We start from the raw sequence: 26289 nt of genomic DNA on the forward strand, positions 1-26289 counted from the left end.
CAAAATTTGACAAAGAGCCCAAAAAACCGCCCTCCTAAGAGAGCGGTTTCTATTAGCTTATTGTCTTAATAATTACGCCACAGGGCTTAAATTATTTAAGTTCAACAGTTGCGCCAGCTTCTTCCAATTTAGCTTTAAGAGCTTCAGCGTCAGCTTTAGGCATACCTTCTTTAACAGGTGCAGGAGCGCCGTCAACAACAGCTTTAGCTTCTTTCAAGCCAAGACCAGTTGCTTCACGAACAACTTTGATTACGTTGATTTTACCAGCGCCAGCGTCTTTCAAGATTACGTCGAAGTCAGATTTTTCTTCGCCTGCGCCAGCAGCACCGCCAGCAGCAGCAACAGCTACAGGAGCAGCTGCAGTTACGTTAAATTTTTCTTCGATAGCTTTTACAAGATCATTTAATTCAAGGATAGTTGCTTGTTCTAATTCAGCAACGATGTTTTCAATGTTAAGTGCCATGATTTAGTTCCTCCACTAATTATATTTTGTAGTAATATGTAAAAATTACTGATTATGCTACAGTTTCGTCTTTTGCTTCCGAAACAGCTTTTACAGCGTAAGCCACGTTGCGGATTGGAGCCTGAAGTACGGAAAGAAGCATGGAAAGCATACCTTCGCGGTTAGGCAATTTAGCAAGCGCTTTAACTTCGTCAGCAGTAAGTAATTTACCTTCTGCAAGACCAACTTTAACGTCGATTGCTTCCGTTTTAGTGTCTTTAATGAAGTCTTCGATGATACGAGCTGGTGCAACTGCATCAGTTTTGGAAATTGCCAACGCAGTTGGACCTTCCAAATGTTCAGCGAAACCTTCAATACCTAATTCATTAACTGCAATGCGAGTCAATGTATTTTTGATTACTTTGTACTCTACATCTTCAGCCAAGAATTTACGGCGTAAATCAGTTACCTGAGCTACTGTCAAGCCATGGTAACCAACGAGTACGGCCCCCTTTGCTTCAGAAAGATTTTCTTTCATCTGTGCAACGATTGCCTGTTTCTGTGTAGTGACAGCCATTAGAATACCTCCTTATAGATTTTGGTGATGCTCTATGTACTATCTTAGCGTAAAAACGACCTCACCACCAACGCGATGAGGTCGTAACCGTTCCATAATAGAATTCGGTGTCAGCCTCTGCGGGCGGATTTACATCCATTATACGTACCTGCGGTCTACAGCTAAGAGAACATATATAATTATTGTTCCTTCGTAACAGTAGTCAATTTGAATACGTTAAGAGGAACACCAGGTCCCATTGTGGAGCTCAAGGTTACAGATTTAATGTACTGACCTTTTGCTGCAGCTGGTTTTGCCTTAATAATAGTATCAACGATTGTGCGGTAATTGTCAAGCAATTTTGCATCATCGAAAGAAGCTTTACCGATTGCACAAGCAATAATACCTGCTTTATCAGTACGATACTCAATTTTACCAGCTTTAATTTCGTTAACAGCACGAGCTACGTCCATTGTTACGGTACCAACTTTAGGGTTTGGCATTAAGCCTTTAGGCCCTAAAATTTTACCTAAACGACCAACTTGGCCCATCATGTCAGGAGTTGCTACAGCAACGTCGAAGTCACTCCAGCCGCCCTGAATTTTAGCTACTAACTCTTCGGAGCCAACGAAATCTGCGCCAGCATCCTCAGCTTCTTTAATTTTATCGCCTTTCGCAAATACGAGTACGCGTTTAGTTTTACCAGTACCATGAGGTAAAACAACGGCACCACGAACTTGTTGATCAGCGTATTTAGGATCGACATTCAAGTTGAAAGAGATTTCAACAGTTTCGTCGAATTTAGCAGTCGCAGTTTTCTTAACAAGCTCAACAGCTTCTACTGGTTCGTAGAATTTGCCTGCTTCGATAAGTTTAGCTGCTTCAGCGTATTTCTTACCTACTTTTGCCATCTTAAAATCCTCCTTATGTGGTTTAACGGGAATTCCCTCCCACCGATATGTGCTCTATCAGCACATGTCGTACGCTAATTAATCAACGATTACAATGCCCATGCTGCGTGCAGTACCTTCTACCATACGCATACCTTGTTCTACAGTATTTGCATTCAAGTCAGGCATTTTAAGTTCTGCGATTTCACGAACTTTATCGCGACTAACCTTTGCTACTTTGTCACGGTTAGGTACCCCAGATCCTTTAGGGATGCCAGCTGCTTTTAATAAAAGAACAGCTGCTGGTGGAGTCTTCGTAACAAACGTGAAGCTTCTATCTTCAAATACAGTAATAACAACTGGAATTGTTAAGCCAGCTTGTTGTGCTGTGCGTTCGTTAAATTCTTTAACGAATGCCATAATGTTAACACCTGCCTGACCAAGAGCTGGACCGATAGGTGGCGCTGGACTTGCCTTTCCTGCTTCACACTGAAGTTTTACAATTTTTGTAACTTTTTTAGCCATGGTGATTACACCTCCTTGCGCTCAAAATGTGGTGGTAACGGAATGACTTCCTCCCACTGGCGACCACCAAGCCGCCTAAAAAGTTTAGAGTTATATTGTATATATTAAAGATCTTTCTCGATTTGAGAAAAATCTACCTCTACCGATGTATCACGATTAAACACTTCCACATCAAGCTTCAATGTTTGTTTTTCGTGATTGATTTCAGTAATTGTACCTAATCTATCTTCAAAGGCACCAGAAGTAATGCGCACTGTTTCGCCTACTACGACATCGATTGTATGCTTTGGCGCTTGATCCAGCCCCTGTGATTTGAGGATATATTCAACCTCGGAATCAGATAAGGGTACCGGTTTTGTAGCAGACCCAACAAAGCCTGTTACACCCGGTGTGTTACGCACTACATACCAGGAACGATCATTAACTTCCATTTCTACTAATACGTAGCCAGGGAAGATTTTGCGCTTAACAACTTTTTTTACGCCATCCTTCTCATCCACTTCATCCTCTACGGGTACAAGAATGCGACCAATCGTATCCTCTAACCCCATGGATTGAACCTTCAGTTCCAGATTAGTTTTTACTTTATTTTCGTAGCCTGAGTAAGTATGAATAACATACCATTTCTTTTCTGCTTCCACGGAAAGGCCTCCTATCCGACAACACGCATCAATAACTGGAATAATTCGCCAAAGATAGCATCAACGATGCCAATTAAGGCAGCGACGAATACTACAGTGAGAAATACTACAATCGTGTAATTGATGAGCTCTTTTTTTGTCGGCCAGACTACTTTTTTGAGTTCCGCTTTCATTTCACGCGCCATACGGCCTACGCCGCCACGACGCTGCGGTGCTGTAGAATTGGATCCTGCCATCATTTCACATCCTTAAATCATCGGGTAATTTGGATGAAACGAATTATTTCGTTTCGCGATGTAACGTATGTTTACCGCAGAATTTGCAGTATTTCATCATTTCAATACGATCAGGATTATTTTTCTTATTCTTGTTCGTCTGATAGTTACGTTGTTTGCAATCAGTACATGCCATAGTCACTGCATTACGCATCCGGATACACCTCACTTCAAAATAAACTTGCCGTTAAAACATCATATGCTAATATAGCCTATCACAGTAGGCCAAGCCTGTCAAGTTTTAGGCAACTTAAAAAAGCCAGGCGACTACCTGACGATTTATTATACCAAACTATAGTCACTCTGTCTATACCTAAAACAAATAAAATAATACAAATTAGATAGCAACAAAATATCGCATCAAAAGCAATGCAAGGTCACCTTAAAAGCAACTAAATCCCACGTTAGCAGCAACGAACTTTCACGTTAGCAACAGGAAAACATCAGCTAAAAAAGCAAAGGAACTGTAGCATGCTGTTATTCTTTCCATGCTACAGCTCCTGCGTTTCACCACGCTATTAGTCAATAGTAACGATTCGTTCTGGTTTTTCTACTTTAAACGAAAAGTATGTAGGATTATTATTATGTTCTAAAAATAAAGTTTCACCATCAAACTTGCCGCGCCATCCTACAACAATAGGATACATACGACTAATTGTTTTTAATAATTCAATAGGCTTTAAGTTTAAAATGGGAGCAAATAAAACATTTACCCCATCCAATAAAATTACATCAGACCCACAGGCCTTTAATGCTTTACACATAACATCCTTCGCTAAATCAGGGCGTAAATCACGGGCCACTTCCAAAAATTCTTCTTCAATAAGATCTTTTGCTTCAATGTACTTCCAGCCGTCTTGTTCAGCCAACTCACGAATCAACTTACTCTTGCCGGATCCTGGACCACCCACTACAAACAGAATGCGTTCTTCATCATTCTGTAGTGTTTCCCATCGTTCTTTAATGTCCTGTGTTGTTACCATGTGTCATCCTCCTTTACCGAAAGCCTACTTACTTAAATCTTTGTTAGGTCTGTCTGACAGCATTACACTTTTTATGAAATTGTCTGTTTCACCTACCGTAAACAATAGATAACTATATGCTGAATCTGGATTCTTGTAGGTGTATACCATCAAAGGTTCACCATTAGCCCCTGTGTCAGTTTCAATCGTACTTGGCATGCCATAGAGATATAACAATAAGTATTTACTATCTCCAATCGATATGCCCCGTCGCGTAAGGGCTGTGCTCTTAGTAATCATGGCCCGCGCTACCGTTTGATGCTTGTCAAAGCCAATCAACATGTCATCATAAGCGATAAATTCATCACCATATAAGAAGCCCCGCTGTTGCCACTGTTCATTTTGATCCGCTACAAAAGGTGTATTCACACGGTACCCCATGAGCGAAAAATCATCATCTGTCAAATGATTGGCTTGATAATACTGTGGCGTAACAGCTGGTAAACGAAGTTGGCCCCACACTTGCCCATCAATCATGTCGATGGCATTTACCTTATTATCCTTTAAGGTAAACACTAAGTAGTGTGTAATGGGTTGATTCTTATCAGGATTCAACACTGCGGTATCTACCTTGTTATCTTTCGCCACCGTAACTGAAAACTCCTGCTTGTTTTTTACAAATATTTTACGTGAATCAAAAGAATATATTAAGGACACGGTTCCCTTTTTTAAGTCACGCCACATCGCCTGTGGTGCCCCATAAGCAAATAGTACAGTACCACGGCTTTTACCTACGGAAACGCCACGCTCCGTTTCAATATCAGAAGCTGTGATGTGAATATTTGTAACCGACTTAGGCATATACGAATAGGTCAGCCCTTCTTTGCGAAGAATCTTTGTCCCTTCAGTAGCTGAATAAGCGGGTCCCGTGTAAATCGTATAACTCCCGGACTCCCCAGTATAGGTCGTAAAATCGCCAGTCACTTGACCCATTTTATTTCCCCCAAGCGCAGGGCGCAAGGATTCATTTGTCAAAGCTGGTTCTGGCATGCCCAAGGTAAAATCGCGAAGGTGAAAATCTTTCCTATTCAAAGGTTCTAACGTATCGGCTGTATAACTTTTACCAATGGCAGTTAAATCCACCCCTGCATTGGCACTTTTTTGCTCTTCTAAGCTTTCCGCTAAACGAACAGCCATCTTATTAATAGCGGCACGCTCAGGAGCCCAAGTATCACTGGCATCCATCACTAAATCCGCATCACCCCCTAGTACTGGTGATGTTAACAATAAGGCACCGAGGACTAAACCTAGTTGTTTTCGTTGTAATCCCTTCATGATTAACCCTTTCGCGCTGCATCAATTTGCTGACGCAACCAATTTGTCCAATCGTCTAGGCCCGTTTTAGCCGTACAGCTTACTTCAAATACATCGGCCGTAGGATTTAAATTATGAATATCAGTCAGCGCCTTTTCTTTGTCAAAAGAAATATACGGCAATAAATCCACTTTATTTAACAATACCGCTTTTGACTCTTTAAAAATAAGAGGGTATTTTAATGGCTTGTCTTCCCCTTCCGTAACGGATAAGACGGTCACTTTCATAGCTTCGCCAATAGCAAATTCAGCAGGACATACCAAATTACCTACATTTTCGATAATAATCATATCTAAAGCATCTAAATCTAAATCACTAAGAGCATCTTCAATCATCTTAGCATCTAAGTGACAACCCCCTACCGTATTAATTTGTAGTACAGGGATACCTAATTTATGAATTCGTTCCGCATCTTTAGCCGTATATAAATCACCTTCAATAACAGCTAACGAATACTCTTTCGATAACTCTTTTAACGTAGCTTCCAACAAAGATGTCTTACCAGCCCCAGGGGAGCCTAGTAAATTAAACACAAAAATATTTTTTTCTTTAAATATGCGCTGCAAATCAGCCGCAATGGCATCATTTTTAGCAAGCACATCGGTCATTACTGTTACTTCCATAATTTTCCTTCTTCAATCCATATCGTTAATCCATATCAATGGATGCCACTTGCAATTCACGTCCTGTTATTGTTTGAATCGCTATGCTTTTACAACGAGGACATTTAAAAACGTAATCGGCTACACTAAATTCATAGTCACAGTCAAGACATCGCCCTCGTAGTGGCACCATTTCAATTTGTAGCGTAGCATTAGCCGCTGCCGTATCTTTAGTGACGGCTGCAAAGCAAAATTGTAAGGCGTCTGGTTCAACGCCAGACATTACCCCTAACCGCAGTTGAATAGCATGAATAACCCGGCCTTTATTAGCGGCTAAGGTCTGAAGGGCAATATCTACAATTCCCTCAGCAATCGACATTTCGTGCATGATACGCCTCATAAATATTTTCTAATAACATAGTGGTGGTCACCGAACCTACGCCACCTGGCACCGGTGTAATCGCGCTAACCACGGGCAAAGCAGATTCATAATCTACATCGCCCACTGTTTTACCATCTAAATCATTAATCCCCACATCGATAACAACAGCCCCTGGTTTCAACATATCACCAGTAATAACATGAGCTCGTCCTACCGCGGCAATAACAATGTCGGCACGCTGTAAATGGGCCTTTAAATCAGCCGTTTTAGAATGGCAAAGAGTAACGGTAGCATGCTGTTCTAATAGCAACAACGCCACGGGTTTGCCCACAACCTGACTACGGCCAACCACAACCACTTCTTTACCTGCTAAAGGAATATGATAATGTTCTAAAATAGCCATACAAGCTCGTGGTGTGCAAGGCCAAAAGCCACCTTTACCAGAACTAGCTAAACCAATATTTTTAGAGGTTAAACCATCAATATCTTTTTCAGGGGACAACCGCTCAATTAACGCTTCCCGATCAATTTGTGGTGGCAATGGCATAAGTGGCAATACGCCATATACTGTGTCCGACTCATTCCAACGGTCAATCACAGCAACAACTTCATCAAAGGTAGCCGTTGCTGGCAAATGCACTAAATCAACGGCAAAACCAGCATTTTTCGCTGTTTTTTCCATAAAATGAGCATACATCTGCGCTGCTTTATCGTCACCTACTAATAAGATGCCTAAGGTCAATACAATCCCCTTAGCTTCTAACGCTACGAGTCGCTCATTTAATACCGCCTTATGAGCATCTGCTACCGCCTTACCGCGTAATTCCATCATGCCATATCCTCCTTAACGTTTAAAATATACTGTCACTGCATCCCCTATAGGAACACCAGTGCCTGCTGGCTCATCTTGACCAATTGCATAGCCCGTGCCATCAGGTACAAATTGTAAACCAGCTTCATGAAGCCAATCCTTCACTTCGCCAGTAGTCCAACCAGTAAAATCCGGCATTATAATCATGCCATCATCCGTTTTAGACACAGCTGGTTTAGCTGGTCTATGTGCTTCATTCTTACCTTGTAAATCTTTCTCCTTCGTAACAGAAGGGGAGAGCTGAAAATAACGAACGAGCTGACTCATAATATCCTTAAAGACTGGCGCCGCGATTTGACCGCCATAATATACGCCATTAGGATCATCAATCACAATAAGGGCCACAAAACGTGGGTCTTCCACAGGGCCCACTCCAACAAAGGATGCAATGTAACGACCATCTAAATAGCCCCCATGTTCTGCATCTAATTTTTGGGCCGTCCCCGTTTTACCAGCAAAATGGTACCCATCTACGGACGCTTTATTCCCGCCCCCTTCAGACACTTCTTTTTCAAGCATACCTAAAATGGTCTTTGCCACGTCTTCTGGAATTGGTTGCCCCACTTCTTTAACCTGTTCCGTTTCTACCGGACTGCCATCAGGATTATTAATACTCTTAATAATATGTGGCATCATCATTTTACCGCCATTAGCAATAGCCCCAAAGGCCTGCACCATCTGCAAAGGCGTCACAGCCACACTTTGACCAAAGGCCATGGTAGCCAAGTCTAATTGTGATATATCCGCCTCAGGAATTAGCTGACCTTCTGCTTCTCCCGGTAATTCAATACCCGTTTTCTTGCCGAAACCATAAGCCTTCAAATAGTCCATCATCACAGTTTTACCCGTCGTAATACCTAATTGAGCCATCCCTGTATTAATGGAGTACTTCAAAATTTCCAACAATTTAACATGGCCATAGCCTTCCCCATTCCAGTTTTGGATGGTATGACCACTCACATTAATACTGCCTGTATCATTATATACCGTATCTACAGACCACTTACCAGAGGCTAAGGCCGCCGAAGCAGTCAAAGGTTTAAAAGTAGAACCTGGTTCATATATATCGATAACCGCCCGATTTTTAAAGGAGTTCTCACGGCCTTTTTCATAATGATTCGGATCATAGGTAGGCCGATTAGCCATAGCTAAGATTTCCCCTGTTTTAGGATCCATAATAATTATGCTAGCCCCATTTGGTTTCGATTCTGCCATCACTTTATCTAAAGCCCGTTCCGCAATGAACTGTACAGTGGTATCAATGGTCAGCGTAATGCTTCGTTCTTTTTCTGGTAAAAACTTAGACAATACCGAGCCAAAAATAGCATTCCCATGTTGGTCAGTGGCTACTAATTCCTTGGTAATGCCACCACGAATAATATCATCTTTCGCCATTTCAAGGCCATCTAGCCCTTTATCATCAGTGCCTACAAACCCCAACACTTGAGCTAATAAATTACCATTTGGATAGAACCTGCGACTTTCTTCAACAAAGTTTAGACCTTCTAGTTCATTTTCCTTCATCACTTGTGCTAAGGCTTTAGATTTATCAGGATCCATCATTCGGTCTAGCCAAATGAAAGCGGTATCTTCTTTTAAGCGCTTTTCAATCTCTGGTTCCTTAATGCGCGTATAAGGTGCAATCAAGGTAGCAATCTCTTCTGGCGACTTTTTAATCATCTTTGGATCCGCATATAATGACCGAGTCACCATACTCATAGCCAACGGATTGCCATTGCGGTCATAAATCGTACCACGCGGCGACTGTAATTTACGGCTCGTTTCCACTTGATCTAAATTTTTAGTGTCTAACGTAGTTTTATCGATTACCTGCAACCAAATCAAACGCCCCAACAATACGACTACCGCCACGAACACAAAGAACATGAGCTTAGATATATTATCACGAAAGGCTATTTTTTCTTCACCTTTAATCATCAATGGTTATAACTCCTTATGCGCTTTTCGAGCCAACTTACGCTCTGCCGCCGCCAATAAAGCGGCTGGCTCATTCGCCACTTGACCACTGCGCACCTGAACTAATAATTCCTGCAAAATTGTACCTGTTTGAGCCCCTAGTAGTGCTGGTAGCTCTGGTCCATACGCTAAATCACGAGTATGAATTGGCATAGACTCTGTAATGTGGGCCAAACAATCACCAAACGCTAATGTGCCGTCCGTACTACTATAAGGGCGACCACAACCAATAACATCAGCGGCACACACTTCCGCCATTTGAAGCACGGCTTCTTTTAATTCACTACTTTTACGGAAGGTGCCACTTTGTGCTTCTTTACGCATCCATTTCCAAGGATCCGCTTCTTCATTATTCACAAAGTAGTGAAACCGCATGTGACTACTAACTAACCAAGTCACGCGACTCACAAGACTCTTAGGATACTGCAAGCGAGTTAAGATAACCTCCGCCATCTCAGCGCCTGCTTTATCATGACCACGGTCAGTAATCCGGCCTTTATTAAAACCGCGAATTCCCTCTTCGCCCTTGGCAACATCATGAAGCAAAGCAGCCCAGCGTAGCGTCAAATCGGGCCGCGTCGCCTGCACCACCGCTAACGTATGAACCCAACCATCGTAAGCATGAAACTCTGGCTGTTGTGGCAAGCCCACTAAATGATGAAGTTCCGGTAAAATAGGCACTTCGTGATACACACCATCCACTAATACGCGACACGAGCAATCTCCTAGACCTGACTGCACCAAAACATCGAGGCCTTTAGCTACCGCAGGCGTTAATAACAAGCCATCCAGTTCTTGACGTACTCGTTCTAAAGATAACCCTTTAACTCGTTCAAAACTAGATGCCATCCCTTCCAAGAGAGTGCGATGTGGTAAAAAATCAAGTTTGCCTACAAATCGACAAGCTCGAAATAAGCGAAGCGCATCTTCTTGAAAGCGCGCCGTCGCTTCACCGATAGTTCGCAAGGTGCGATTTTTCAAATCATCTAAACCACCCACTAGGTCTACTACTTCACCACTTCGGCTCATAGCCATACCATTAACAGTAAAATCCCGGCGCTGCACATCCTCTACTAATGAATCTGCATATACCACTTCTTCAGGGCGATGACTGTCAGCACCATATCGCTCTTTGCGATAAGTAGCCACCTCATAGGACCCTTCGGGGACAGTCACTACCACTACGCCAAAGGATTTACCAACTACGCCCGTTGTCGTATAGCCTGCCTTAGCCATAATGGCCATAATCTCATCAGGTCTTGCCTGCGTTACAATATCATAATCATGAGGTTCTTTCTGGAGCAATAGATCACGAACGGCCCCACCGATTACATAAGCTTCAAACCCAGCTGTTGTCAAAGTCTCTAAAATACGAGCTGCCCCTGCCCAAACAGGGCCACTAGGCTGTAATATTCGCTTTGACCGTGTAAACCATTTCATCCTTACTCACCTCTCTCATAATAGTTTATTATAGCATACACCTTGACCAAATTCATCCTTTAGCATCTGGCAATTTCACAGAAATCAAAGCCCCGCTAATATCAAATTAGCATATAAAAAATGCATCTTCACAAGTTTCCTTGTAAAGATGCATTCACTTACATATCTCGTAACTGAGCCGCAATACGACGACCTGTTTCAGTCGTAGCTAACCCGCCCTCACTAGTTTCACGGAGCGTACTTGGTAACGCGCGACCAATACGATTCATAGCGTCAATTACTTCATCCACTGGAATCTGACTGATTAAACCAGCCATAGCCATCTCAGCTGCACTGAAAGCATGTACAGCATAAACACCATTACGCTTTACGCAAGGTACTTCTACCAGCCCCGCCACAGGGTCACATACAAGCCCTAATACATTTTTCAAACATAAAGCTACAGCATTCATTACCTGCTTTGTATTGCCTTCTAGCATAGCTACAATAGCACCTGCCGCCATCGCTGCAGCGGAACCAACTTCAGCCTGGCAACCACCTACAGCACCAGCTACACAAGCCTGGTTAGTAATTACATTACCAATACCAGCGCCTGTAAAGAAACCACGCAAGAACGCTGCATCATCCATTTCAAATTCTTCCCCTACAGCGCACATACAACCTGGCATAACCCCGCAAGAACCAGCTGTTGGACAAGCTACTACGCGGAACATTTTAGCATTCGCTTCATTAACCGCAATGGCATAAGTCAACGCTTTATAAGCAACCGGACTCAATAAACGAGGGGTATGCTCTAATAAAATATGAGCCTGACCACCAGACATACCACTGAGAGTACGTTTTCGGTCTTCTATACCATTTACCACTGAATCTTTAAAAATTTGTACCCGGCGAAGGGCTTCCCCTTCAATAGCTTCCCGTGATTCGCCCGTCGCTTCCATTTCAGCGCGAATTACAATTTCCCACACTGGCAACTCATGAGTTTCGCTGAGATGCATCAAGTCCGCTAGTGTTTCATATAAATAACTCATTCTGTTACCGCCTTTTCCAATGGTTCAAAATACATCACCGAAGAAATATCTTTATTCTTCTGAATTTCACTCATTACACACGCTTCCACCGGCGAGTCTGTATTAATCAACATAACCGCTTCACAGTGTTTACGTTTACGGAATACTTTCATAGTCGAAATATTAACAGCGGCCCGCCCTAATAGGCTGGTTACTGCCGCAATCACCCCTGGGCAATCATGATGGAATGTTAAAATGGTGTAATCTTCCCCTGAAATTTCCACATCTAACGAATTTACATTAGTCACCAAAATACGGCCGCCCCCTAGAGAACGCCCTACGATGGTCATATGATAATCATCTTTACCATATAAATCAAAACGGACTTCATTAGGATGACCACCTTCTTCGGCAGATTCAATAAACTGATACTGTAAATTTCCTTTAGCTGCCGCTTTAAAAGCATCACGAATACGTTCATCTTCTGCATCAAAGCCCAATAAACCACCAATCAAAGCACGGTCTGTACCATGACCTTTATAGGTTTTAGCAAAGGATCCAAATAATGTTAAATCTACGCGTTCAATATGTTCCTTAAAAATATAACGCGCCATTTTGCCCAATCGCGCAGCCCCCGCGGTGTGCGAACTGGATGGACCAATCATCACTGGCCCGATAATCTCAAAAACACTGCTCATTATGTCCTCCTACAGAAAACGTTTTCACGCCGTCACAAGGCTTTTTCTTCTATAGTATATATCGCAAAGCCGCGGCTCACCTTAATTCGTATTATACCACAGATTGTTTTTACAGAATAGACAACTCTATACTTTTTATGCATGTCATATTTATTTCGTTCTCAATTTCCCTGTAAACCGCCTATTCATAGCCTATGCAGAGTATCCCGTATAGACAAACAAGTTGAAAATGTCTATGCAAAATACAAAAATAACCCCCTCCTAGGAGGGGGTTACTATGCGTTTATTTGTTTTTGTTATCCTTTAGCCAGCTAATGGACTACAATCTTACAAAATCGATTGACAATTAGCCTATTCTAACACATTAATTATTGCCTAAAATAGCTTTCATATCCGCTTCTGGTGTAGTAATTGGATGTAATTGGAATTTTTCAACCAAAATACCCAATACATTGCTGGATAAGAATTTAGGTAAAGTAGGTCCAATATAGATATTGCGGATACCTAAAGCTAATAAGGTTAACAAGATACATACCGCTTTTTGTTCGTACCAAGACAATACTAAAGTTAATGGAAGATCATTTACATCGCATTCAAAAGCACCAGCTAAGGCTACGGCTACTTGAATAGCAGAGTAAGCATCATTACATTGGCCCATATCAAGCATTCGAGGAATGCCGCCGATTTCACCAATTTCAAGATCGTTGAATCGATATTTACCACAAGCTAAGGTAAGAACAACGGTATCTTTTGGTGTTTGTTTTACAAATTCAGTATAGTAGTTACGGCCTACTTTAGCACCATCGCAACCACCTACTAAGAAGAAGTGTTTAATAGCGCCTGCTTTAACAGCATCAATCACTTTATCAGCAATGCTAAGCACTGTACCATGACCGAAACCAGTGGTTACTTCATGACCGCCATTAATACCAGTAAATTCTTGAGGTTCTGTATAACCGCCAAGTTCTAATGCTTTTTCAATAACAGCTGTGAAATCTTTAGTGCCATCTTCATTAGCCTCTACGTGTTTAAGACCTGGGAAACCAACCATGTCTGTAGTGAAAATATTATCTTCATACGTTTTACGAGGTGGCATTAAGCAGTTAGTCGTGAATAAGAACGCACCTGGTACGCCATCAAATTCATTCTGTTGGTTCTGCCAAGCAGTACCAAAGTTACCTTTTAAGTGTGCATATTTTTTAAGTTCAGGATATGCATGGCAAGGTAACATTTCACCATGCGTATAAATATTAACGCCTTTACCTTCAGATTGTTCTAATAACATTTTAAGATCATGTAAATCATGACCAGTTACTACGATGAAAGGACCTGGTTCTACTGTTAAAGGCACTTTGGTAGGTACTGGCGTACCATAGCTTTCTGTATTAGCTGAATCAAGAAGGGCCATACATTTCAAGTTCACATGACCAAATTCCATCAATAAAGCTAACCATTCATCAGCACTGTGATCTTTAGCAAATTCTACAAGACCTTTTACAAACCAAGCATCTACTTCAGCATCATCATAGCCTAATACCGATGCATGCCAAGCATACGCTGCCATACCGCGCATGCCAAGGAGTAAGGTAGAACGCAAGGAAATGATATCTTCTTCCCCTACCCAAAGAGCTTCCCAATCAAAATCTTGAGCACTTGCATCAATAGCAGTGCGAGCCGCTTCTACACGATTAATGAACTCTTGTACACGTTCTTCGTCAAAGTTAACGTTTGTTACACACATGAACAAGCCTTGTTTTAATAATTGATATTCTTTAGCAGATGCGCCTTTTGCATCACAAGCACGTGCTAACCCAATCAAAGCGGATGTCAATTCATCCTGTTTGTTTGCTACTGGCGCGGTTTTACCACATACGCCTTGTACGGTACAACCACCTGGATTTGCAGACTGTTCACACTGGAAACAAAACATACTCATATTAGCCTCCTTCTTCGGGACTCACCCGATACGACACTTTCTTATCCTATTAAGAATAGTCTAACCATATACATCACTTGCTGTACTACCTTGAAAATATAACCATATGCAAGTTGTTTATTTGTAACTACAAGTAAAGTATATTATACTTGTAGTTGAAAAACGGTAGCTATGGCAACATTTACAAAAATTTTATCTTAAGGAGGCTTCTATGAGTATCGGATTATCTAATAATACTATTTCCCTACATTTAACAACATTAAGTAGTAGCGCCTTATTTCGTCATATAGGAGAAGAACAATTGCGATTGTTCTTAAGCTCCCCTGACTTGACCATCAAGTCCTTCAAAAAGAATAGTTTTATCGCCATTGCCGGCGAACCTATGGAGGGCATGGGCTTATTGTTATCAGGTCGTGCTCATTTAACCCGTGAAAACGTACTCGGCCAGCGCACCATCATGACCGAGCTTACCCCCTCTGCCATGTTTGGCGAAGCGTTACTGTTTACCGATATGCCGAATTGGCCTGCCACTATCCAAACTACTAAAGATAGCGAAGTTTTGTTTTTACCAAAATCGGCTTTCACTAATTCCTTTAATCATTGTGATACTTGTCAAAAGCAAATTCTTACTAATTTGCTACACGACATGTCTGAAAAGGCATTGGCCCTAACCCGTAAGGTTCACTACCTATCCTTAAAAGGCATGCGCGAACGGATTTTCGCCTACTTTGATGATTTATATCGCCGACAAAAACAAAATCCCATTAGCTTACCTCACAACCGACAAGAAATGGCCGATGTACTCAATGTATCCCGTACATCACTAAGTCGTGAATTAGGACGTTTGCAAGATGAAGCGATTATCGAATTTGAAGGCAAAAAAGTAAAACTACTGGACTTATCTGCTATTAGCGAATACAGTTTCTAACCTTCTCAAGCAAAACCCGCCCTAGCCCCAATTTACAAAATAGGGTTGTAAGACAAAATACAAATTTTCTCACCCCATATTAAAATCCCTTGTCACTAGCCGACTCTCAGCTAATGACAAGGGATTTCTTCTATGGAGGAGGTAGCACCTACCTTCTTACCTATATTCTGTTATCTTAAAACCAAGGGGACAAATCGAATTCTTCCCCAATCGTCACTTTTACATGAGCCCGCCCTAAGTATAGGCCTAATAAAGTAAGACTGGTGTGACTCAATGGCATCGCATCATAAATATCAGCCACTTTTGGCAATACTGGCGAAATATGCTCTAATACCAGCTTCTTATCTGCTTGTGTAAAATTAACTGGTTTACTAGTAGCCAAGGCCAACACATGTTGTTGAATTTCTGGATTATCTATACGAGCTAATTGGAAATAACGAGCTGCTAATCCTTCATCTACCACAGCTAATTTTAACAATGGAGAGTTAATACTCTTCACCACATAACGGCCATCTAAGGCATGTCCACGCAAAGCACGCGACAATTCCTCTTTATCAAACCCTGCATAAGCAAATACTAAAGGATAGGAATGAACCATAATATCCCAGAATGTATTGCGCTCTGATTCTGCCGTGGAACAACGCAAGTAGTCTAGTTGGCGATACATGGACTCTTCCCGCGGCAAATCTGATAAAAAAGGTTCAATATACTTATCTACATAATGCTGTAAATGTTCTAAGCTGTAGTTGTTAGAGTTACGAGAATATTGCAATAATAAGGCTAAGGCCATAATCTGGAAATGCCCTAATTGCAAATGTGGTAAAATACGAAGTGCATCAAACGCCACTAAGTATGGGGTACTCGATTTAGGTTCCTGTACCACATCCATAAAAGCTTCAATGGCAGTTTCTTTCATCCAGGCCGTAGGTGTCGTAGCATACGCTTTTTGCATGCAAAGTAACGCTTCTTGGACAACAATATTTTCTAGTAAAGCCTGCAATTCGCCACTTTCCGTAATGCCTAAACGTTCAAAAGCCGTCGTGGTAATATCCAATACTTGTTCCTTCGTACTTGCACTAACAGCACCAAAAGAGTTCATAAAATGGCTCGTCCCTAAAGAAATTAAATCAGATAACTCTGGTTCTTTGTGGCCACTACTCTGATTATACGCTGTATGTAACTCTTTAGCTGGCGTATCACGCACAACCGGAATGATTCGCGTTGCATCATCAGCGGCTTCAGCCCCTTCAACAGCGGCTGGCACTACACGCTGAATACGGCGGGTTAATTCCATTTCTGGATCAACGGTACTGCTTGGCTCCGTAGGAATCTTAAGCATGGGTTTAGTCATATCTAAATCGGATACAATGTCATCCCCTAAACGGCTTTCACTCGCACTTGATTTAAAATCATTACTAAAAGTCGTAGCCGCCGGTTCTTCCATAGCTTGTTCGAATTCAGATCCTACTTGTTCCTTAGATAAAGGCACAAAAGTCGTTGCCATTTCCTGTTCCGTGGTTTCACCAGCTACTGCGGCTTCACTTTCTTCCCGATAATACGCTGCGCCATGATCACGTCGCTTGCGTTTGTAATAATCAGTATTCGCCACCGAATCCGTAGCCGTTGGTGGTACTTCTCGTTTGCCACTATCACGGAATACTAAATAACATACTAAAAAAAAGACTACAATTACGCCTAATACAACTAAGTATGGGATATATGCAGACATCTTATTCCTCCTGCTAAGCTTTTGCTTCTCTATAATAGCTATATATTATTCTTTTATGTTACCACATCTTACCGTATTAGCCAATGAAGTTACATAATAAAATAAAAAGCGAGCTCGCCGTTGCGAACTCGCTAATCAGTGGTGGACGATGACAGGATCGAACTGCCGACATCCTGCTTGTAAGGCAGGCGCTCTCCCAGCTGAGCTAATCGTCCATATTGGTGACCCGTGGGGGAATCGAACCCCCGATACCGCCGTGAAAGGGCGGTGTCTTAACCGCTTGACCAACGGGCCACTGGCTCCCCGAGTAGGACTCGAACCTACGACCGATCGGTTAACAGCCGATTGCTCTACCGACTGAGCTATCGAGGAATGGTACAAGAGATATTCTATACTAAAATCAAAGTAAATGCAAGTACTTTTTTTATATATTTTTCAGATTTTCTCAAAAGGCTCTCAAACTACAGCTAAGAGCACATAAAAAGCGGCTAGGCATCACTTTCCTAGCCGCTGTCGCGCACAGTATACTTCTAGTTTATATCATTTAAAGAGCCCCTATCTGCTAGGCTTACGTTAGACAGTTATACTAAGCGTTCTATAGTATGTACGTCAGGGTACATAAAAAACTTAACCATTAAAGCCACGAAGTTTGCTAGCATCAACTAAACGTTTTAACGCTACCATGTAAGCGGCTAAACGAGGATATACTTTGTATTCCTGTTGCATAGCCCATACTTCTTCAAAGCTCATTTTCATATTTTTTTCAAGACGAGTATTTACTTCTTCTTCATCCCAATAGAAACCAGCTTTATTTTGAACCCATTCGTAATAAGAAGTAACAACACCACCGCCGTTAGCTAATACGTCAGGAATAATATCGATACCTTTTTCAAAGAAGTATAAGTCAGCTTCATTAGTAGTAGGACCATTAGCACCTTCTAAGATAGCTTTAGCTTTAACTTCTTTCATATTGCCACCATTAATTTGATTTTCAAGGGCAGCCAAATATAATACATCCACATCGAGTAATAATAATTCTGGATTTGGAATGCGTTTCATGCCTGGTTCTTCATAGCCTTCCAAGGAACGACCATGAGAGTTAGCATATTCATATGCTTTTTTAACGTCGATACCATTTTCGTTATAAATAGAACCATGAACGTCGCCAATAGCTACTACTTTAGCCCCTTCGCGATGCATCAATAAAGCACCTACGCTACCTACGTTACCGAAACCTTGAACGGCAATAGTCACGTCAGACATTTTTTTGCCCTTCTTTTCAAGATAACTCTTAAGCGTAAACATACAACCGCGACCAGTTGCTTCGTTACGGCCTAAGGAACCGCCAACAGCTAATGGTTTACCAGTTACAACTCCTGGAGACCATACGCCTTTTAATGTAGAGAATTCATCAACGATCCAAGCCATAATCTGTGGATTCGTATTAACATCTGGTGCTGGTACGTCAGTATCTACACCAATGATAGGAGCGATCTTACGCACAAAGCCACGAGTTAAACGTTCTAATTCACGTTGGCTCAATTTCTTAGGATCTACTTTAATACCGCCTTTACCACCACCATAAGGAAGGTGAGCAATAGAGTTTTTAATTGTCATCCAAGCAGCCAAAGCACGCACTTCATTTTCATCGGAATCAGGATGGAAACGAATGCCACCTTTAGCAGCACCCATAATAGTGCTATGTTGGGTACGATAGCCACTAAATACTTCAACATGACCATCATCCATCTGAACTGGGATCGCTACTTGCAATTCACGTTCTGGATGGCGAATTACTTCATAATCGTTGCGCTCTAAACCAAGTTTTTGAGCCGCTTCGTCAAGTGTGTTAAGCATGTTTTCGTAGGGATTATAATTTGCCATAATCGTTTCTCCTTATTGCGTGTACACAATAAACTCACTAGTTCAATACAAACTAATCTATATCCTGTTAACACTATAACACAGAGAACACATATTCACCATTCATTTTTCATAATTTTCATTTTTCCTATTACTATTACGCATAACCTCGTTATAGCAGGAAACAAAAAGAGTCTAGCTAATAATTATTAGCTAGACCTCTCCATATGGTCACTTCATATGACAATTAAATATAGATATTTTTCTATAAAGAATACCTTTTTTGCCCATTCTATAGAGTATAAATCAAGACCGCTCACTGGTTATAGATTAATGTCCAATTCTACTGGGCAGTGATCGCTGCCAAAAATATCAGGATGAATACGGGCTTCCACGATTTTATCATCAAGACGTGCCGAGGTAATAAAATAGTCAATTCTCCATCCTACGTTCCTATCACGGGCTTTGCCCATATAAGACCACCAGCTATACGCATCTGTTACATCAGGATATAATTTGCGGAACGTATCCGTAAAACCTGACCCTAATAGTTCCGTCATTTTAGCTCGTTCTTCATCAGTAAAGCCAGCATTTTTACGATTCGTTTTTGGATTTTTCAAGTCGATTTCTTCATGAGCCACATTAAGATCACCACAAAGAATGACAGGCTTCTTCTCATCTAATGCCAATAAATATTGACGGAATGCATCTTCCCAAGTCATACGATAGGCTAAACGCGCCAATTCGCGTTGACTATTTGGGGTATAACAAGTCACTAAATAGAAATTTTCAAACTCGGCCGTAATCACACGACCTTCTTGGTCATGTTCTTCTATACCAATTCCATTAGTTACTTGAATTGGTTTATGACGTGTGAAAATAGCCGTACCACTATAGCCTTTTTTCACCGCACTATTCCAATACTGCTCATAACCGGGCAATTCTAATTCAATTTGATGAGGCTGTAATTTAGTCTCTTGCAGACAAAACATGTCAGCATCTAATTTTTCAAAACTTTCCATGAATCCTTTGGTTACGGCAGCCCGTAAGCCATTAACATTCCAAGAAATTAATTTCATGCAAGACTCCTTTCAGTCACCTACACATCTATAATAACTACTTTGACACTGCTTTATGTTGGTTGTTCATAGTGCCTTGGGCTGTATGCCCCTCATGAGTAACCTGAACTGTATCCTCTTGTCCTTTCGTAGCTACACCCGCTTCAGCTGCTTCTTTAGCTGCTAACTCGGCTTCTTTACGAGCAAAATAAGCCTCTAATTTAGCTCGTCGCGATTTACGCGTCACTTCTAAAAAGAACGACAACACTAATAAAACAATAGCAATCATATTGGTGGTTGTCACACCATAGGAATAGATATGATACAAAATATATAAAAATGCAACCACTAACAACGCACGCTGTAAACTAGCCATAAATAGCTCCTCTCAGCATCGCCCCTTATTCATTAACGTCCTTCTTTAGCATAAGGAGTAATGACTAACTCATCTTTAACTAACTCAGCCATATACACATCGGATATAGAATAGCCTTGTTCCGCCACTGTCGAGTCCAACCAGGAGCGGTCCTTTTCTACTAAGGATAACACGTTTTCATCCACTTGCCCATCCGCAATTAATGGATAATGGACGGTGTCTTCCCCATATTTAACAACTGTTAATTGTCCATTCTGTTCTAAAACGGCGCGCTTTACCTCGCCTACACGACTAACACCGGCTGCGCGTAATTTTAAATGTAAATCACCAGCACTCACACCATTGCGCATACATTCTTCCACTTGTACTTTACCATAATCAACAACATTCACTGGATTGCCGTCGACCATGCGTTTCACATGATGATTATAGGCTGACAAATAACGAAGGCCCATCACCACAATCGTCCAACCAATCAAAACTAATAAAAACTGTAAAACCCCAATGGCATCATTATAAATAACCCCACCAATGATGCCACCCAGCACATAGTTTTGTACTTGGTCAATGGCTGAATTAGGCGCTAAGTTACCTTTCCCCATCAAATTAATCTGAAAAACTAAACACAAAATGCCCAAGATTAATTTAATCATAATGAGCGTATAACCAGTTATCATAATCGTCTTACTCCTTCGCTATGTCCACTACTTTTATCTGCGAATCAATCATATGGACTTGAGTTAGTGAATAGGCTTCAAAGTTCTTAGTAAATTGGGCCCGATAAAACCGATTACCTACATTGATGATAACATCTTCATTCAAATGCAACGCATTGACCCGTATAGCCTCTTTAGATACGCCCAAGCGCTCAGAAACAGTCACTACGAAATTCGCCATGCGGCTACTTTCTTCCGAGTTTTTAAGCGACGAATCATATTCACTCCAACGAATTCCTAAGACAAAGACTATGATTAAGGATAACAAAATGGTTAAATCACGATAGCGACTATTCAGCCGATGTCGGATAAATTGAATGCTCACTAATAGGAGCGCTACTAATAACAAAAAAGACAAGCCATATTGCATAAGCGCATTAAATTGCCCTTGTTGCACAATATAAGCATACGTATAAAAATTCAAACTACCTTCACCTCTACTACATTAGGGACTCATCATAGACCGCTCGTGCGCCGCCGATATATTTAGGGCGAATTCGCGCCGCCGTCACATGAGCCTCGCCAATTTGTTTCACCTGTAATCGCACCGGTACCACCACAGGCCGTAAGTGCATACCAATAAAAGTATCACCAATATCAAGGCCCGCTTCAGCCTGAATAGACTCTACTACCACAGGTTTTGTAAATTGGGCAAAGGCCGCCATAGACGTAGCACCACCAGCATGTAACTGAGGTACTGCATTGCAGATAGGCCAACCATGGTCCTTCGCTACTGCTTTTTCAACGACTAGCGCTCGATTTAAATGTTCACAACATTGCACGGCTAAGGCAATCTGTTTAGGCTGTAATACATGTAAAAGAGCGGCCACTATAGTCTGCCCTACTTCTGTAGTCGAGTCAGTTCCAATCCGTGCCCCCCGCACTTCACTGGTAGAACAACCTACAACCAGTACATCACCAGCTGTCAGGCGCCCCACTGTAACCAATTCAGTCACGGCCGCCGTGACAGCATCTTTAATTACCGCTAACTCTTCCTTAGGTAATGCCATCATATCCCTTCTTCCTCATAATTTAATTATTCATAGACAGCCTGCATTATAGCTGTCTATCTTCACGTAGTACATAGGCATACGCCCGTCGATACCCCGTGTCGTCTCTTTCAATATACACCCCTTGCAGCTCTGGTGCAAATCCAGGTAATTCATTTATCCCCGCTTCAAGAGCCATAAAATAATCCCGTGCTGTAACAGACCAAATTTCTCCTGGCTGCACGCAAATTACACCTGGCGGATACGGTAGTGCCCCTTCTAAAGCCATGCGTCCCACGCAATCAGCAATAGGTACTAATTCACCATAACCACGGACAAAATCAATATTAGCCGCTTGCGGTGTTTTTACATATGTAGGAAAGTATTCTTTTTGAAACAAGCGCTGTTGTAATTGACTCACATTACGCGCTTTGTAAAAATCATGCATTTCTTGGCAAAGTTGGCGAATCGTATAGCCGCGGTACTTATCAATATTCATAGCATATACCGTGGGCAAGACCTCTTGCATCGGTGCATCAGCTTCAATCAATTGTTCAAATCGCAACAATTTAGCAATTAAAGCATCCATTTTCGTATATGATTCAGCTGGTGTCAGCAAGAACAAAATAGTATTCAAATCACATTTTTCAGGCACCACTTGATGTTCTCGCAAATAATTAGCCAAGATAGTGGCCGGAATGCCAAAGTCTTCATAAGCCCCCGTTTCCATATTAATGCCTGGCGTAATTAATTGGAATTTGCAAGGATCGATAAAATATTGTCCCTTTCCATAGCCACTAAAAGAATGCCAACTCGCTTCTGGTTCAAAGGCAAAATACGCCATATCTTGAGTCATATCGACTGTTTTGCCTTCTTCCCACGGTTTGCCATGGACCATAGGTGGTACTAAAGGTCGTAAATATTTACAGTTCCGCAACACCGTCTTGCGTGCTTCAATACCCACCGCGACACAATCCTGCCACAAGGCACGACCGCCGTCGCCACTATGAATCTTAGCATTCACATCAAGAGCCGCAAATAGAGGATAAAACGGCGAAGTAGAGGCATGCATCATAAAAGCATTATTAAAGCGTTTTTGATTCACATAGCGCTCTTGCCCGCGAATATGACCATCTTTTTTATGAATCTGTGAGGTTTGTGAAAAGCCTGCTAGTTGCTTATGCACCGACTGTGTCACAATAATACCAGGATCCTCAGGCCCTAATTCAAGCAATAAAGGGGAACAATCTTTCATCATAGGAATAAACTGCTCATACCCAACCCACGCCGAGTCGAATAAAATATAATCACATAAGTGACCTATCGCATCCACTACTTGCCGTGCATTATAAATCGTTCCATCATAAGTGCCTAACTGAATGACCGCTAAGCGAATAGGCCGTGGGGCCTTTGCTTTTTCAGGATCCCGCTCGGCAATGCGCTCACGTAAGGTTGTTTCATTAAAGCAAGCTTCTGGAATCCCTCCAATAGAACCAAAGGGATTGCGCGCGGTTTCTAAATACACCGGAATCGCTCCAGCCTGTACTAAAGCACCATGAGAAATAGATTTATGATTATTCCGGTCATATAGCACAATATCGCCTGGTGCCAGCAAGGCATTTAATACCACTTTGTTCGACGTAGATGTGCCATTCAACACAAAATACGTCTTATCCGCATTAAATACTTGTGCCGCATGTTCTTGCGCATCTAGGGCATACCCTTCATGAATTAACAAATCACCTAACTGCACATCCGCATTACATAGATCGCTACGGAAAATATTCTCACCATAGAAATCATAAAAGGCACGACCTGCTGGATGTTTGCGGAAAAATTGCCCCCCTTGATGACCCGGACAATTAAATTGTGAATTGCCTGTTTCTACATACCGACGCAAGGTTCTAAAAAAGGGCGGCAAGGACCGATGTTCATAATTTAAAATAGCCGTTTCAACACGACGAGCATAAAACTCCCGCTCTGACGGCTCACTATCTAAAATACCATAGGCATCTCGTAACACTGTATCTTCTGCTTTGGCCACTTGCTCCGGTGTCAACCCTTCCATGCCGGTGCCCGTACGCACTACAAATACAGGAATATCAAAGGCCTTAACTGGCGTATTAGCTAAGGTATCAATTTCACAATCGCCAATCAGCACAGCCCCTACATCGGTAAAGTCCGTTGCTGTTGGACGAATTACTGGGCGCTTCGTAAGCACCCCTACTACTGCTTCCGCTTGTTCAGAAATAGCCACTTTTAAAAGGGACATATAAAACCTCCTTTGATAAAACTACTCCCAAATTCTTACTATTTATTATACCTTATTTCCCTATAGATACGCTATTATTTAAGGATAATTCTCTATTTCTAAAGGTATGCAAAATTGAAATACTCGCCCCTAGGATTTCCTTGTCAAAAAGAGTATGATAATAGTATATTAGATTTCAATACCAATATATTAGCCAATCAAAATAATCATATATGCTTTAGAATTTTCTTTTATACGAAAGGGGCCTGTTGGCATGAACTATATCATCGAAAATGGTTTAATTTGTACTGCTTCCCAACATTTTAAAGGAGATATTGTCATAACTGGCTCTACTATTACAGCCCTAACGGCACCACAAAAAGCACGGCAAACAGTTGACGCCTCCTATAAAATTATAGATGCTACCGACCATTATGTAGTGCCTGGCGGCATCGACCCACACACGCATTTTGATTTACAGCAATCCCCTAATCACCGTGCCTGCGATGATTTCTATCAGGGAGGCGTTGCTGCTGCTTGTGGTGGCACCACGACGATTATTGATCACATGGCCTTTGGCCCTACTGATTGCGACTTACATCATCAATTTGAAGTCTATAAAAAATTAGCTAAAAACTGCCCCATTGATTATAGTTTTCATGGCGTCTTTCAGCATATAAATAAAGAAATTCTAGGTGAAGCTAATGATCTCATTACGAAGGAAGGGTTTCCTTCGTTCAAGGCTTATACAACGTATAGCGCACCCATGCATGATGCCGAACTATTCGCTATTTTAGAACAGCTAAAAAATAGTGGTGGTCTCCTTACTGTACACGCAGAAAATGATGTAATAACCAATACGCTCCGCAATCGTTTAAAGGCGAACGAATTAATCCCTTTAGGACAAGCTACTACGCGCCCCAATGTAGCCGAAAGCATAAGTGTAGCTAATGTGCTAGGCCTTGCTAAAGCAGTCGGTGATGCCCCCATCTACCTAGTGCATCTATCGGCTAAAGAGAGTCTACGCGAAGTGCAACTAGCTCGTGACACAAAACAGCAGCATATTTTCGTAGAAACCTGTCCCCAATACCTATTCCTTACGGATGCTAAATTCAGTGATGGCGGCCCTTTAGAAGGTATCAAATATATGTTAGCTCCACCGCTCCGTAAAAAAGCTGATCAAGTGGCCCTTTGGGAGGGCTTGCAAAACGGTGATATCCAAGTAGTAGCTACTGACCATTGCCCTTTCACTATCGCCGAAAAACAAGCCTATGTAAACGATTTTCGCCGTTGCCCTGGTGGCATTTCAGGGGTGGAAGAACGAATGCCCTTGCTCTTTAGCGAAGGCGTCTTAACAGGACGACTCACACCAGAACAATTTGTTCGTGTAACGGCTACCAATGCAGCTACTATCTTTGGCCTGCCTCATAAAGGTGACATTCAGCTTGGTTATGATGCGGACCTAGTCCTCTTCAATCCTAATGAAACCCGTACGTTGACGGCCCCTAATTTACATAGCACTTGTGGCTATTCGGCCTACGAAGGAATGACTGTCAAAGCAACAATAGCCAGCGTATTCCTACGAGGTCACCTCATTGCCAATGGCAATACCTTTACTGGTAAAGCTGGCTATGGACAGCTAATCAAACGCCAGCCTATGGCCCTATAGCGCCCCCATAAATATGACAAAAAGGAGTTATAAGAACCAACGCCCACGGCGATCTTACAACTCCTTTTTTTATTTGTTACTATTCTATTTAACTAGAATAATCATTCCTTTCTATTTGGCTAGAATAAT

The 26289-nt window shown here is 41.8% G+C and carries 27 protein-coding genes and 3 tRNA genes; 2 read left to right on the forward strand and 28 right to left on the reverse strand.

What is annotated here, in order from left to right:
- Window positions 1-91: 91 nt before the first annotated feature.
- From rplL to hcp, 17 genes are all read right to left on the reverse strand, one after another.
- Window positions 92-463 (reverse strand): 50S ribosomal protein L7/L12, encoded by a 372-nt coding sequence (rplL, locus tag VER_RS02860; protein WP_115310798.1) that lies wholly within the window; start codon window positions 461-463, stop codon window positions 92-94.
- 52 nt (window positions 464-515) lie between these two features.
- The gene (gene rplJ / locus VER_RS02865; RefSeq protein WP_162099386.1) at window positions 516-1019 is read right to left on the reverse strand and encodes a 50S ribosomal protein L10; all 504 of its coding nucleotides are present in this window, start codon (window positions 1017-1019) and stop codon (window positions 516-518) included.
- 179 nt (window positions 1020-1198) lie between these two features.
- Window positions 1199-1909, reverse strand: a complete 711-nt coding sequence (rplA, locus tag VER_RS02870) for a 50S ribosomal protein L1 (RefSeq protein WP_115310796.1) — start codon at window positions 1907-1909, stop codon at window positions 1199-1201.
- Between the two features lie 78 nt (window positions 1910-1987).
- Entirely contained in the window at window positions 1988-2413 is a 426-nt protein-coding gene (gene rplK, locus VER_RS02875; RefSeq protein ID WP_006555621.1) for a 50S ribosomal protein L11, read from the reverse strand.
- A gap of 104 nt (window positions 2414-2517) precedes the next feature.
- Window positions 2518-3054 carry a transcription termination/antitermination protein NusG gene (nusG, locus tag VER_RS02880; RefSeq protein ID WP_115310795.1) on the reverse strand — a complete coding sequence of 179 codons (537 nt, stop codon included), beginning with the start codon at window positions 3052-3054 and terminating at the stop codon, window positions 2518-2520.
- A gap of 11 nt (window positions 3055-3065) precedes the next feature.
- Window positions 3066-3290: a preprotein translocase subunit SecE gene (gene secE, locus VER_RS02885; protein WP_115310794.1), complete on the reverse strand. Its 225-nt coding sequence runs from the start codon at window positions 3288-3290 to the stop codon at window positions 3066-3068.
- Window positions 3291-3333: 43 nt separating this feature from the next.
- The gene (rpmG, locus tag VER_RS02890) at window positions 3334-3483 is read right to left on the reverse strand and encodes a 50S ribosomal protein L33 (RefSeq protein ID WP_115310793.1); all 150 of its coding nucleotides are present in this window, start codon (window positions 3481-3483) and stop codon (window positions 3334-3336) included.
- Window positions 3484-3847: 364 nt separating this feature from the next.
- Window positions 3848-4312 carry a BREX-3 system P-loop-containing protein BrxF gene (gene brxF / locus VER_RS02895; protein ID WP_162099387.1) on the reverse strand — a complete coding sequence of 155 codons (465 nt, stop codon included), beginning with the start codon at window positions 4310-4312 and terminating at the stop codon, window positions 3848-3850.
- Between the two features lie 24 nt (window positions 4313-4336).
- On the reverse strand, window positions 4337-5626 hold the full coding sequence (locus VER_RS02900; RefSeq protein ID WP_162099388.1) for a hypothetical protein: 1290 nt from the start codon (window positions 5624-5626) through the stop codon (window positions 4337-4339).
- A gap of 2 nt (window positions 5627-5628) precedes the next feature.
- Window positions 5629-6288 carry a hydrogenase nickel incorporation protein HypB gene (gene hypB / locus VER_RS02905; RefSeq protein ID WP_162099389.1) on the reverse strand — a complete coding sequence of 220 codons (660 nt, stop codon included), beginning with the start codon at window positions 6286-6288 and terminating at the stop codon, window positions 5629-5631.
- Window positions 6289-6313: 25 nt separating this feature from the next.
- Complete coding sequence (hypA, locus tag VER_RS02910; protein ID WP_162099390.1) at window positions 6314-6655, reverse strand: hydrogenase maturation nickel metallochaperone HypA; 342 nt, start codon at window positions 6653-6655, stop codon at window positions 6314-6316.
- Window positions 6633-7481, reverse strand: a complete 849-nt coding sequence (locus tag VER_RS02915) for a bifunctional 5,10-methylenetetrahydrofolate dehydrogenase/5,10-methenyltetrahydrofolate cyclohydrolase (protein ID WP_162099391.1) — start codon at window positions 7479-7481, stop codon at window positions 6633-6635. The genes hypA and VER_RS02915 overlap by 23 nt, the downstream gene beginning before the upstream one ends.
- A gap of 12 nt (window positions 7482-7493) precedes the next feature.
- Window positions 7494-9407, reverse strand: coding sequence for a penicillin-binding protein (locus VER_RS02920; RefSeq protein WP_238390126.1), 1914 nt, complete (start codon window positions 9405-9407; stop codon window positions 7494-7496).
- A 57-nt stretch (window positions 9408-9464) separates the two neighbouring features.
- Window positions 9465-10937 carry a CCA tRNA nucleotidyltransferase gene (locus VER_RS02925; protein ID WP_162099392.1) on the reverse strand — a complete coding sequence of 491 codons (1473 nt, stop codon included), beginning with the start codon at window positions 10935-10937 and terminating at the stop codon, window positions 9465-9467.
- A 158-nt stretch (window positions 10938-11095) separates the two neighbouring features.
- Entirely contained in the window at window positions 11096-11968 is an 873-nt protein-coding gene (gene sdaAA, locus VER_RS02930; RefSeq protein WP_162099393.1) for an L-serine ammonia-lyase, iron-sulfur-dependent, subunit alpha, read from the reverse strand.
- Window positions 11965-12645, reverse strand: coding sequence for an L-serine ammonia-lyase, iron-sulfur-dependent subunit beta (sdaAB, locus tag VER_RS02935; RefSeq protein ID WP_162099394.1), 681 nt, complete (start codon window positions 12643-12645; stop codon window positions 11965-11967). The genes sdaAA and sdaAB overlap by 4 nt, the downstream gene beginning before the upstream one ends.
- A gap of 364 nt (window positions 12646-13009) precedes the next feature.
- The gene (hcp, locus tag VER_RS02940; protein ID WP_162099395.1) at window positions 13010-14581 is read right to left on the reverse strand and encodes a hydroxylamine reductase; all 1572 of its coding nucleotides are present in this window, start codon (window positions 14579-14581) and stop codon (window positions 13010-13012) included.
- Between the two features lie 211 nt (window positions 14582-14792).
- Between hcp and VER_RS02945 the strand changes: the two genes are divergently transcribed.
- Window positions 14793-15509 carry a Crp/Fnr family transcriptional regulator gene (locus VER_RS02945; RefSeq protein WP_162099396.1) on the forward strand — a complete coding sequence of 239 codons (717 nt, stop codon included), beginning with the start codon at window positions 14793-14795 and terminating at the stop codon, window positions 15507-15509.
- A 175-nt stretch (window positions 15510-15684) separates the two neighbouring features.
- Here VER_RS02945 and VER_RS02950 read toward each other — a convergent pair whose 3' ends face one another.
- The 11 genes from VER_RS02950 to speC form a co-directional block, all read right to left on the reverse strand.
- Window positions 15685-17238 (reverse strand): LPO_1073/Vpar_1526 family protein, encoded by a 1554-nt coding sequence (locus tag VER_RS02950; RefSeq protein ID WP_162099397.1) that lies wholly within the window; start codon window positions 17236-17238, stop codon window positions 15685-15687.
- A gap of 139 nt (window positions 17239-17377) precedes the next feature.
- Window positions 17378-17453, reverse strand: a tRNA-Val gene (locus VER_RS02955).
- 4 nt (window positions 17454-17457) lie between these two features.
- A tRNA-Glu gene (locus VER_RS02960) sits at window positions 17458-17532 on the reverse strand.
- Window positions 17533-17534: 2 nt separating this feature from the next.
- Window positions 17535-17610, reverse strand: a tRNA-Asn gene (locus tag VER_RS02965).
- Window positions 17611-17865: 255 nt separating this feature from the next.
- Window positions 17866-19122: a Glu/Leu/Phe/Val dehydrogenase gene (locus tag VER_RS02970; protein WP_162099398.1), complete on the reverse strand. Its 1257-nt coding sequence runs from the start codon at window positions 19120-19122 to the stop codon at window positions 17866-17868.
- 302 nt (window positions 19123-19424) lie between these two features.
- Window positions 19425-20180, reverse strand: coding sequence for an exodeoxyribonuclease III (locus tag VER_RS02975; protein ID WP_162099399.1), 756 nt, complete (start codon window positions 20178-20180; stop codon window positions 19425-19427).
- A gap of 37 nt (window positions 20181-20217) precedes the next feature.
- Window positions 20218-20535: a hypothetical protein gene (locus VER_RS02980; protein WP_162099400.1), complete on the reverse strand. Its 318-nt coding sequence runs from the start codon at window positions 20533-20535 to the stop codon at window positions 20218-20220.
- A gap of 32 nt (window positions 20536-20567) precedes the next feature.
- A complete protein-coding gene (locus VER_RS02985) occupies window positions 20568-21212 on the reverse strand; it encodes a DUF421 domain-containing protein (protein ID WP_162099401.1) in 645 nt (214 codons plus the stop codon).
- 7 nt (window positions 21213-21219) lie between these two features.
- Complete coding sequence (locus VER_RS02990) at window positions 21220-21675, reverse strand: DUF3290 family protein (protein ID WP_162099402.1); 456 nt, start codon at window positions 21673-21675, stop codon at window positions 21220-21222.
- A gap of 16 nt (window positions 21676-21691) precedes the next feature.
- Window positions 21692-22264 carry a TIGR01440 family protein gene (locus tag VER_RS02995; RefSeq protein ID WP_238390119.1) on the reverse strand — a complete coding sequence of 191 codons (573 nt, stop codon included), beginning with the start codon at window positions 22262-22264 and terminating at the stop codon, window positions 21692-21694.
- 43 nt (window positions 22265-22307) lie between these two features.
- Window positions 22308-24512 carry an ornithine decarboxylase gene (gene speC / locus VER_RS03000; RefSeq protein WP_162099403.1) on the reverse strand — a complete coding sequence of 735 codons (2205 nt, stop codon included), beginning with the start codon at window positions 24510-24512 and terminating at the stop codon, window positions 22308-22310.
- A 253-nt stretch (window positions 24513-24765) separates the two neighbouring features.
- Between speC and hydA the strand changes: the two genes are divergently transcribed.
- Window positions 24766-26160: a dihydropyrimidinase gene (gene hydA / locus VER_RS03005; protein ID WP_162099404.1), complete on the forward strand. Its 1395-nt coding sequence runs from the start codon at window positions 24766-24768 to the stop codon at window positions 26158-26160.
- The last annotated feature ends 129 nt before the right edge of the window (window positions 26161-26289 follow it).

This window comes from Veillonella sp. R32 (assembly GCF_010093125.1).
Lineage (GTDB): Bacteria > Bacillota > Negativicutes > Veillonellales > Veillonellaceae > Veillonella_A.